General features: G+C 44.9%; 9 protein-coding genes. 6 read left to right on the forward strand and 3 right to left on the reverse strand.

What is annotated here, in order from left to right; translation table 11 throughout:
- The 3 genes from AC1XUO_RS29130 to AC1XUO_RS29140 form a co-directional block, all read right to left on the reverse strand.
- Positions 1-1621: hypothetical protein (locus AC1XUO_RS29130; protein ID WP_483333410.1), on the reverse strand; the 1621-nt coding region annotated here is incomplete at its 3' end.
- Between the two features lie 587 nt (positions 1622-2208).
- Positions 2209-2376, reverse strand: coding sequence for a hypothetical protein (locus AC1XUO_RS29135; RefSeq protein WP_483333411.1), 168 nt, complete (start codon positions 2374-2376; stop codon positions 2209-2211).
- A gap of 21 nt (positions 2377-2397) precedes the next feature.
- Positions 2398-2841: a DUF6934 family protein gene (locus AC1XUO_RS29140; protein WP_483333412.1), complete on the reverse strand. Its 444-nt coding sequence runs from the start codon at positions 2839-2841 to the stop codon at positions 2398-2400.
- A gap of 128 nt (positions 2842-2969) precedes the next feature.
- Between AC1XUO_RS29140 and AC1XUO_RS29145 the strand changes: the two genes are divergently transcribed.
- The 6 genes from AC1XUO_RS29145 (at position 2970) to AC1XUO_RS29170 (ending at position 9844) form a co-directional block, all read left to right on the forward strand.
- Positions 2970-3230, forward strand: coding sequence for a hypothetical protein (locus AC1XUO_RS29145; RefSeq protein WP_483333413.1), 261 nt, complete (start codon positions 2970-2972; stop codon positions 3228-3230).
- On the forward strand, positions 3208-3765 hold the full coding sequence (locus tag AC1XUO_RS29150; RefSeq protein WP_483333414.1) for a Crp/Fnr family transcriptional regulator: 558 nt from the start codon (positions 3208-3210) through the stop codon (positions 3763-3765). Before AC1XUO_RS29145 ends, AC1XUO_RS29150 begins: the two co-directional genes overlap by 23 nt.
- A 112-nt stretch (positions 3766-3877) precedes the next feature.
- The gene (locus AC1XUO_RS29155) at positions 3878-4270 is read left to right on the forward strand and encodes a hypothetical protein (protein WP_483333415.1); all 393 of its coding nucleotides are present in this window, start codon (positions 3878-3880) and stop codon (positions 4268-4270) included.
- A gap of 39 nt (positions 4271-4309) precedes the next feature.
- Complete coding sequence (locus AC1XUO_RS29160; protein WP_483333416.1) at positions 4310-5347, forward strand: efflux RND transporter periplasmic adaptor subunit; 1038 nt, start codon at positions 4310-4312, stop codon at positions 5345-5347.
- Positions 5348-5391: 44 nt separating this feature from the next.
- On the forward strand, positions 5392-8505 hold the full coding sequence (locus tag AC1XUO_RS29165; RefSeq protein ID WP_483333417.1) for an efflux RND transporter permease subunit: 3114 nt from the start codon (positions 5392-5394) through the stop codon (positions 8503-8505).
- On the forward strand, positions 8495-9844 hold the full coding sequence (locus AC1XUO_RS29170) for a TolC family protein (RefSeq protein ID WP_483333418.1): 1350 nt from the start codon (positions 8495-8497) through the stop codon (positions 9842-9844). Before AC1XUO_RS29165 ends, AC1XUO_RS29170 begins: the two co-directional genes overlap by 11 nt.
- Positions 9845-10216 lie beyond the last annotated feature (372 nt).

Here is a 10216-nt window from a genome sequence, read left to right on the forward strand (position 1 = left end):
CGGAGTTATGCTTTCCTGTATTACTTCTTCGTGCTCTCAAATCAATACAGAACAATGCTCTTATCGCAATACATTTACCTTGCAGATTTGTTGTATTGAAAATCTCAAAGCAACGTTGAAATGTTCCATCAGAACGTTCACGCGATAATTGGCCCAAAGCGCTAATGTAGTGCACACGCAAATTAAAATCATTAGGATAAGACTTATCAAGTAAATATGCCAGAGCTTCAGGGTCTCCAGACTTGCATTGTTGAAACAAATCAATGATTGCCACTTTGTCCGTTATAGGTACGCTATCACTTAAAAGCTTGTCCTCAAAAAATTTGTGGGCTTTCCTTAAACTATGATATTGATAGCCTTCACCACCGTGCAGGCTTGGAATAATAATTTGAACTCGTTCGATGACCTCAGAAGAAATGAAGCAATTCCAAAAATAACTTCGTACACTATCACTCCTCGTTGCAAGCCATTGCCTGTATTGTTCCTCGTATTGATTATCGTCATTTGGTGATTTATATTGTGACAAAGGTTCAGGAAACGGCTGACCATCAAAAGATGAGACTTCTATGCCGACCATTTTTTCTACACCGTACAGTTTTTCAAATGGATCAATCAAATACTGTCCTAAGTAAATTGTCGAATGGCAAACGGATTTGAATATTGATTTAAGACGCTTATAAAAGTCTTGAAACTTGACAAGATCGAAATTATCGATAATGTCTTCCAACTGCGCGACTGTAAGTGTTGGGGCAATATGACCGCATACCTTGTTGCGCACTATTCTTAGTTCTGAAATATGATCATCAAGTTTGAAGTTGGTCTTGAATTCATTTATAATTTCATCACCTTTTTTAGTACCGTCATTTATATTATTTGCCACATAGTAATCGAAACCTTCTTCATATTGCGGAGATGTATTCGTTATATCAGTACGTGTAAAGTAATTGTCTGTGTAGCTCAACAAATCTGTAACAAAGAGTTTAATAAAGAGTTTCATTGTTTCGCGCTCTCCTCTTAATTCCTCAATCATTAGCAACTCATAATCAATAAGTAACTCAAGTGATTTAAGAACGCCTGCCTTCGTGTGAATCATGCTGAAATTCAGCATGCCACCTGAATTTGGTCGTGTTAGTGCCAGAATATCAGATGATATATTAGGATGTTGTTCAAGATTAAACTTATCATTTATCCCCTCGATTTTGCTTGAAATGCCAGATGTTATGTTTACCGGAGTATAAGGTATATATCCAGTCACTGAACTAAACTGGCCATAGATATCAATTGGTATTTCAGTAAAAAAACTGGCTCTGTTTGCGTTTATATCGGACCAGTCTTGCAACCTTTTGCCAAAATCTAAATGCTGGAAATGAGCGCCAAATTTGTCCCGTTGCAATTTGAATTGGTCTATATAAAGAGTTTGCAGTGCGTTTAGTTCATCTTTGATAACCTTTTTGTTTTCAGCTTGCTTATTTGTCGAAAAGCCTAATTTAATAAAATCATCTATTCGCATTGCTATCAATCGTGCTATCGATCTCTTAAAGAACGTAGAATTTTTAATTGATAGAACTTGTGAAGTCGTGTCAATTTCTTTTAGTATATAGTGTAAATGATGTATGCTCATGATTAGCTTTTCTTGAAAAATTTAACAAGATTCTCGTTTAAGGATCTCTTGTTATTTCATCTGTTACACTTGAAGGTAACTTTGTAATATTCGCAAGTTTTGTAGTACTTTTTGCATCTATTTAAAATTTACACATAATTAACATAAAAATACCGATAGGCAACAATCTCATTTTCTTCGCCTCAATGCCCAAAAAAGCCTGTTCTCCCAGCAATCTACCATCATTTTTCCAAAATCTCGGCAACTACATCCAACCAGTGGTCTATACAACCTATCCCGCCAGTCATACAATACTCCCTCTACCCGCGCTGGTCATTTTCGTCCATCGCTTAGGCTGTTGCAGTAGTTTTGAGGATTTATGGTGTAAGAAGGGAGCCCATTGCGTACAATATCAAATTTACAGGGTAGTTCACATTACCTGCAATATTCCTACCAAATAGAAACTCCAATGGAAGCGGTTATTGAAGAACATGCGCTTAGCTCAGTCAAAGTGGCACTTATTCGGCTGATCAACGTATAAAATACGGCTTACGCAAAACTTGACATACTATGTCGCGATTAAGCGCTTTTTGTTAGTACTGGGTCTTTTACGCTGGTTTGGTAGTCCACTGTTTTGGTAATCCAATCTTTTTCAGCATTTCGTTTGCCTTTTCAAGTTTTTCCGGAAACAATACCTTGTCGTCCAATTTATCCAGCGACTTGTCAATCTTTACGATTGGAATTTTTCTCTTTTTTAATTCGTCTGTCACTTTCATATCTATAATTGTTTTGATTATTTATATTTTTCTTCTTACCAAAAATCCGTCATATTCAGTGTCAGGTTTAAAAGTTTCCCAATCATCATTTAGTTCCCCAAGCACTTCAAAATCGGATGTGACCTCTTCCAGAAATTTCGAAATGCCCATTTTGTACAGTCTTGTCCTTGCTTTTGTGCTTCCAGTTGCATATATCCAGGCATCAGGGTATTTGTCCATAAATGCATAAACTGTCGCAGCCACCGTCGTCAAAACTTTTTCGCTATCTCCATTATCTGAAATTACTTTATCATCAATTTCTCCCGTTTCAGGGTTCTTGTCTCCAAATGCAAGATTGTATAAACCCTTCAAGTTGGTAGGCTGATACTTGACAAGTTTGTGAATAAGCCCTTTCTTCCCTTCGCTTACAAACTCAAAGGTCATCATTTTGTCGCTTGAAGCCAAAGGGTATTTAGGCAATTTCATTTACTCCTGATTTTAGATTTCTACACGAATTTACAAAAAAAATCGGAGTTCGGATTGTGACCAACGGTTGTGAGAGTATCGCAGCCAACTTAAGAAAGTTACAAAGATCTTTGGGTATCTCAAAACCAGTGATCTATACAACTTATCCCACCCGCCATATAACACTCCCGGCGTTACGGATGTCCATCATTGCAACGTTAACAGATCTGGTCAATGAAGAAACATCAATTTTACAAGAGACTGAGAAAGAGGAACATTGGGCGAAAGCTTTCACAGCTCATCCTGTTCATAGGAAAATTTCCCCTTCCAATTTCCAAACAAAAGAATTTCTGGCTACTTTCATTCCAAAGGAAAATTTGAATCGTTATGAGCCTTACCCGATTTTTTGAATCGCAGTCTTTTGCACCCCAGGACGCAGCTTGCCTGGCTTCTATTTTTAAAATGGAGCAGGTTTTTAAGGGACAAAAAATTCTTGAACCGGACAATCATGGTAAAAAGGTTTATTATGTTGAGAAGGGGCTTTTGCGTACCTATTACCTGAAAGACGGAAAGGATATTACCCATTACTTTTTTGAGGAAAATACCTTCACGTTGCCGCTGGAAAGCATTTTCTACAACCGCCCTTCGCCTTACGGACTGGAAGCGCTGGAACCCGGTACCGTACTGTCCGTATCCTATCATGAAATCGAAAAAATGGCCGAAACGTATCCGGGTTTGCAGAAAGTGATCAGTTTTTTGCTGATCGATGTGCTGCGGTCGTTTTCCGACAGGCTGCATTCTATTCAGTTTCAGTCGGCCCAGGAGCGGTACAAAACGATTGAAGTGCATCAGCCTGGTTTGTTGTTACGCGCCAATCTGGGTCATATTGCCTCTTATATTGGCATCACGCAGCAGACTTTGAGTGTTTTGCGGGCGCAACGCTGAGAAAAAAATATTTTTACCCTTTTTTCATTTTTTAATCTAGCTTAAAAGAAAACTCCTTCTTTGCCCCGAGCTTTGCATGGTTATTAAAAAATCATTTTAACAGCGCGGGATTATGGATCACACACAACATCATGTTTTTGTAACCGACGAAACGGGGATTGCCGAGTCTTACCAGCAAGCAAAAAATCGTCTGGTTCAGCATCCGTACGATCATGTTTCGCTGCTCTTTTTTGCCGAAAATAACGAAGCGCTTTTTTCAAAAGAAATGACGATTTTACATAATCATTTCCCTGAACGCTTCCTGGTATACGACGAGTTGCTGAGCACATTACAGCCGGGTGTGCTGGCACAGGAAACGCTGGAATCGGTGATCAATGAAAACACGAGAGACGAAATGTCTTTTTTCATAACAGGACAAGCCGGATTTACAGATCTGATCCGGCAGTCCCTGGTTTTTCTGGGCATAGATCCGCAGCGGATCGCCGGTCAGGAAATGAAACGTTGACATTATAAAAATCAGCCAGATAATTAATTTACCCATATTATGAAACAGATTCAGCTTTATACAATTGCACTGGCCGCGCTTATGGTTGCTTCCTGCAACAAAGGGCAAAAGGAAGGCTCAGAAGCACCCGTTAATTCCATTGCCGTCGTGACGTCGACGGTCGAAAACCGGAAATCCGACCGCGAGATATCGATCAGCGGAAACATCGAAGGCGAAAAAACGGTCCGTCTGGGTTTTATGGTCGCCGGAAAGATCAGTTACATCGCTGCCAATGAAGGCCAGAAAATAAACAAAGGCCAATTGATTTCCAGTCTGGAACCTACCAATTATGCCATTGGAAAAGAAATTGCCGATGTGCAGGTGGCGCAGGTGGCAGATGAATACGAGCGGCTGAAAATCATGCACGACCGCAAAAGCATCAGCGAAAGTGACTTTTCGAAAATCAGCCACGGGCTCGACCAGGCAAAGGCACAGCAGAAATTACAGGCAAAAAATCTGTCGGATACCAGATTGTACAGTCCCATCAGTGGGGTTTTGTTAAAGAAAAATGCTGAGGTAGGGGAGATCACCGGAAGCGGTACCCCGCTGTTTGTCGTGTCCGATATCCGTACGGTGAAGGCCAATGCGTATATCCCGGAAAGTGAATTGCAGAATATCAAGATCGGTCAGGAAGCGACGGTGCTGGTATCGTCCCTGAACGAAACATTTAAAGGGAAAATAACCGAAGTCGGCTCAGCTGCCGATCCTTCGTCCCGGGCCTTCACGGTGAAAATTACGATCAACAATCCCAAACTGATCATCAGGCCGGGCATGATTGCAGAAGCCCGGATCAATTCCGGTGCGAAAAGCGAGTTTCTGGCCATACCCACCGAAGCGGTACTGAGAAATCTCAACAATGAAAACATCGTTTACGTGGTTGACAAGGCCAAAAATAAGGCTTTCGAAAGAAAAGTAAGTTTGGGGCAGCTGACCGACAACTACATCGAAATTCTGTCCGGGCTCAGTCCGGGCGATGTGATCGTAACCTCAGGACAAAATAAACTGACCGACGGCGCAGACATTACGGTAACCAAATAAATGAAAGGGTCACCAATCACCCAAAACCTGCAAACTGAAATCGCATGAATTTTGTAGAAGCATCATTAAAATACAAACAGGTCACCCTTTCGGTGCTGCTGTTGCTGTTCGCGGTCGGCGTCAATTCGCTGCTCAATATGCCGCGACGTGAGGACCCTAAAATCACGATCCGGCAGGGTCTGGTGATCGCCTATTTTCCCGGTGCCAATTCGGCCCAGGTGGAAGATCAGGTGACCAAAAAACTGGAACAATATCTGTTTCAATATGCAGAAGTTAATAAGGCCAAAACCTATTCTACCACGTCCGACGGCATGGTGGTGGTGAACGTAGAACTTGGCGAGCAGGTAAAAGAGCCGGATATTTTCTGGAGTAAACTGCGGCATCAGTTACTGATCTCAAAACAAATGGACCTTCCGGCAGGTGTAAAAGGGCCGGTTGTGAATTCGGACTTTGGCGATACGGAAGCGCTGGTGATCGGCGTGGAAAGTAACGCATCCAGTTATCTTCAGTTGAAAGATTATACCAAAAAACTCGAAGACGCGATACGCACCGTTCCTGCCACCTCCAAGGTGAAAAGAATCGGCGAGCAGAAAGAACAGATCGTGATCAGCTCTAATTCGGAAAAACTTTCGCAGTACGGTCTGAGCCTGAGCCAGGTGATCAAAGTGCTGCAAAGCCAGAACGCCATTAACGCCACGGGTGAAATTAAAACGGAGAACAGCCAGACGCCCCTGTACACCGACGGCTATTACAATTCGGAAAGTGAAATTGCCAACCAGATTGTGGGCAGTTCCAAAACAGGACAGACGATACGCCTGGGCGATGTGGCCACGTTGACAAGAACCTACAACGAGCCCACCAGCAAAACGACCGTCAACGGCAACAAGGCCATGATCCTGTCGGTGCAGATGCAGGAAGGAAACAACATTGTACAGTTTGGCGACGAAGTGCAGAAAAAGGTGGCCGAGGTTAAAAAACTATTGCCGGATGATGTCAAACTGACCACCATCGTCAACCAGCCGCAAATGGTGGATTCGAATATTACCCACTTTATCCGGGAGTTTTTTCTGGCTATCATTTCAGTGGTCGTCGTCGTGATTTTGCTGTTGCCATTCCGGATCGCAGCCGTTGCCGCCATGGCCATACCGATGACCGTCGCCGTTACTTTTGCACTGATGAATGCTTTTGGCATTGAACTACACCAGGTTTCGCTGGCCGCATTGATCGTTGTTCTGGGTATGGTCGTGGATGATGCCATCGTCATTGCCGACAATTATGTGGAGCTTCTGGATGAAGGTGTGGACCGGTGGACGGCCGCCTGGCGCAGTGCGAGCGACCTGGTAATTCCTGTGCTTGCCGCCACCGTGACGATCATCGCCTCTTTTGCACCAATGGTTTTGCTGACCGGGACAGTCGGTGAATTTATTCATGCTTTGCCGGTAACCGTTGCCATTGCGCTGGGTTCGTCCTTCATCGTGGCGATGGTGCTCACCCCGCTTTTGTGTTACACTTTTATCAAAAAAGGATTGCATGATCACAGCGACGAAGCGGCTGATAAAAAGAAAAAGGAAAGTTTGCTGGATAAAATGCAGACTGGCTACAACGTCGCACTGGGCTGGTGTGTACGACATCCGAAAACGACGGTGATCGCCAGTTTGAGTACGATTTTGGTCGCGGGGCTGCTTTATACTAAAGGGATTAAACAGCAGTTTTTTCCGGCCGCAGAGCGAAACCAGCTCGTGGTGGAACTCTGGATGCCGACCGGAACAAAGATGAACCGGACCGGTCAGTCGATTGCCAAGGTGGAAAAAATGGTGAAGGCCGATAAACGGGTGACTTCGTACGCAACATTTGTGGGGACCAGTGCCCCGCGTTTTTATTACAATTTTTCACCCGAAGTACCGGTTCAAAATTATGCCCAGATACTGATCAATACCGAAACGGAAGAAACTACCGATGAGCTGGCTGAGGAGCTTTCGCATGTGGTGGATAACCTCGTTCCGGAAGGGGTGGTACAGGTAAAACTCATGCAGCAGGGGCAGCCGTTGAAAGCGCCGGTGGAAGTCAGGATTATTGGGGAGGATATCAACCGGCTGAAACAGATCGCGGCACAGGTGGCGGAGGTTGTTAAAAAAGCCAAAGGAAACCGGCTGGTCCGCAATGATTTCCGGGAAGATTATTACGGTATCGCCATACAGCTCAAAAACGACGCAAGCCGTCTTGGGTTTACCACCACCAGCATCGCAAGTTCGGTGTATGTGGGTTTTGCCGGTGCGCCGGTGGCGACCATGTACGAAGGCAACGAGCCTGTGGATATTGTTTTGAGACTGGATGAAAAAAACCGCCGTTCTACCGACGATCTTGAAAATACATATCTGGAATCACCAGTGACCGGCGCCAGTGTGCCGCTCAGGCAGGTAGCCGATATCGTGCCGCAATGGTTTACCGGTAAGATCATGCACCGCAACGGAGTCCGCACGCTGACGGTCCAGTCCGAAACACAGCCGGGCACGCTGCCTTCTCAGCTGCTGAAAGAAATTCAGCCCGAAATTGCCAAACTCACACTTCCGGCGGGTTATCAGATCCAGTACGGCGGAGAGTATGCCAATAAACAGGAAACGTTCAGTCAGATGATCAAGGTTTTGGGCGTGAGCCTGGTGCTGATATTTCTGGTGCTTCTGCTTCAATTCCGGAATCTGAAAGAAGTCGCCATCATCATGCTGACGATCCCGCTGAGCCTTTTTGGTGCTTTGTTCGGCCTTTATATTACAGGTAACAATTTCAGCTTTACCGCCTTTGTCGGGCTGATCAGCCTGTCTGGGATCGTCGTGCGGAATGCCATCATCCTGATCGACCATACCAATGAGCTGATCAGGCATCACGGCATGGACATTCCCACCGCCGCAGTAGAATCCGGTAAAAGACGTCTTCGTCCGATCTTCCTGACTGCCATGGCAGCGGCAATCGGCGTACTTCCGATGATCATTTCCGGCTCGCCCATGTGGAGCCCGCTTGCGAGCGTGATTGCCGTGGGGGTGATATGGAGTATGGTCATGGCACTGCTGACCGTGCCGGTACTTTATATCGGCTGGATGAAACCGTCGGACAAGGAGGAATTATTGAAAAATAGCTTAATGACAGCGCATCATGAAATTTAAGAACATACATTTATCTGGCTGGCTGGCAGCGGTATTGCTGCTTTTTGCCGGAAATGCGATGGCTCAGCAAACACCGCTGAGTCTGGATCAGGCCATCGATAAAGCCTTACAAAACAATAAATTATACAGTGTAAAATCTTTGCAGCTGGATGAAAAAAGATCCAGGGTAAAGGAGGACCGGATCAAGGCGTACCCGGCGGTTTCTGTGAGTTCGACCTACCAGTACAACGCCAGTATCGGCCAGCTTTCCATTCCGCAGGGGGCACTGGGCGTTATTCCGTTGCCGGCCGGAAATGTGGCCTTACCGAACAATGAACTGAATTTTGATCTCGGACAGCATCAGACTTTCAATGCGGGAGCGACGATCTATCAACCGATCTCACAGTTGAGTAAGATCCGCACCGGCGTGGAAGTTGCGAAAACGGATGTGGAAATCGCGGACCGTGAGAAAACGAAGGTGTCGCTGCAAATTCGTCAGGCCGTGGAGAAGCTATATTACGGCATACTGATCACGCAGAAACAGCAGGAAGAGGCACGTGCAAAAATGGAACTGGCGAAAATGAAATTTTACGATGTGGAAAGCGGTAAATTATCGGGTAAAATCATTGAATCCAACGAGTCCGGTTTGCAGGCCAATATTGCTGATGAAGAACAGAATCTTTTGAAACTGGAAATTCAGCAGGAGGATTATCTGGCCGATCTGAGCCGGCTGACCGGTGTGGAACCGGGGCAGATCAGTCTTGAAAATGTTTCACTCACGCCGGTAGAAGCGACCAGAACGCTGGAAGACTACAAAACCGGAGCCATGGAAAACAACGTGGATATTCAGCTGGCCGATCTTGGTAAATCAAAAAGTGAACTTGGCGTGAAAGCTGCGAAATTGAGCTACCGGCCCGATATTGGCGTTTTTGCCGGCTATACCTTCCAGAAAGGAAACATTATTTTTCCGCAGAACAACCCCTTTGTTGGTGCCAGTCTGAAATGGAATGTGCAGGATATTTTCAGCAACAAAGAAGTGATCCGGCAGCGGTACCTGGTTTCCCAACAGGCGCAGGTACTTTTGTCGGATAAAAAAGACGAAGTAAACAACAGCGTTGAAAAAGCCTACCGCAAGATCCGCCAGGCACAGTCGCTCATCGCGGTTGCCGAACGTGCCTATACGTACCGCCAGCAGGAACTGAAAGTGCAGCTCGACAAAAAGTTCGCCGGACTGAACACCGAAGCCGATGTACTGAACACGAAATCCCTGCTCGCCAAATCCGAAGCCGATCTGTTTTCTGCACAGCTGAATTACCGGCTGGCCGTGTCGGATCTGAGGATATTGACGGAGCGGTTTTGAGTTACCGGGGAATATAGGCAGGCTGGTGGGGCTTCCTGTTTTCCAAAGTTTTGGGTGTTTGTTTTAACCGTCTGAAGATTAGTGAAGTGTTTTGGTTTGTTCTATTAGGGATAGTTATGGTGTATTTGTTTGGTGCGGAAATAGTGGTTTTACATGAGGTTGGAGAGTGGAAGGTTTGGTGAACAGTTTTATATGAGGGAATATGAGTGTGCCTGAATGTCGATTTGGCTTCCTGATACCAAATCTCTACGTTCAGGCATTATTAGATTTTACAGAAGTCAAAACACAGATCACCCCAATTAAAAAACGCTTGGAGTTTCTGAGTCTGGCGGAATTTGTGGTTTAATAATTTTTAGTATTACGGGCATAGGA

Source organism: Dyadobacter sp. HNCC25DJ186 (assembly GCF_056895235.1).

Excerpts from the sequence above, each read along its gene's own strand:
- AC1XUO_RS29165 (WP_483333417.1), top strand. The coding sequence starts at position 5,392 with ATGAATTTTGTAGAAGCATCATTAAAATACAAACAGGTCACCCTTTCG.
- AC1XUO_RS29170 (WP_483333418.1), top strand. The coding sequence starts at position 8,495 with ATGAAATTTAAGAACATACATTTATCTGGCTGGCTGGCAGCGGTATTG.
- AC1XUO_RS29150 (WP_483333414.1), top strand. The coding sequence starts at position 3,208 with ATGAGCCTTACCCGATTTTTTGAATCGCAGTCTTTTGCACCCCAGGAC.
- AC1XUO_RS29160 (WP_483333416.1), top strand. The coding sequence starts at position 4,310 with ATGAAACAGATTCAGCTTTATACAATTGCACTGGCCGCGCTTATGGTT.
- AC1XUO_RS29140 (WP_483333412.1), bottom strand. The coding sequence starts at position 2,841 with ATGAAATTGCCTAAATACCCTTTGGCTTCAAGCGACAAAATGATGACC.
- AC1XUO_RS29135 (WP_483333411.1), bottom strand. The coding sequence starts at position 2,376 with ATGAAAGTGACAGACGAATTAAAAAAGAGAAAAATTCCAATCGTAAAG.
- AC1XUO_RS29155 (WP_483333415.1), top strand. The coding sequence starts at position 3,878 with ATGGATCACACACAACATCATGTTTTTGTAACCGACGAAACGGGGATT.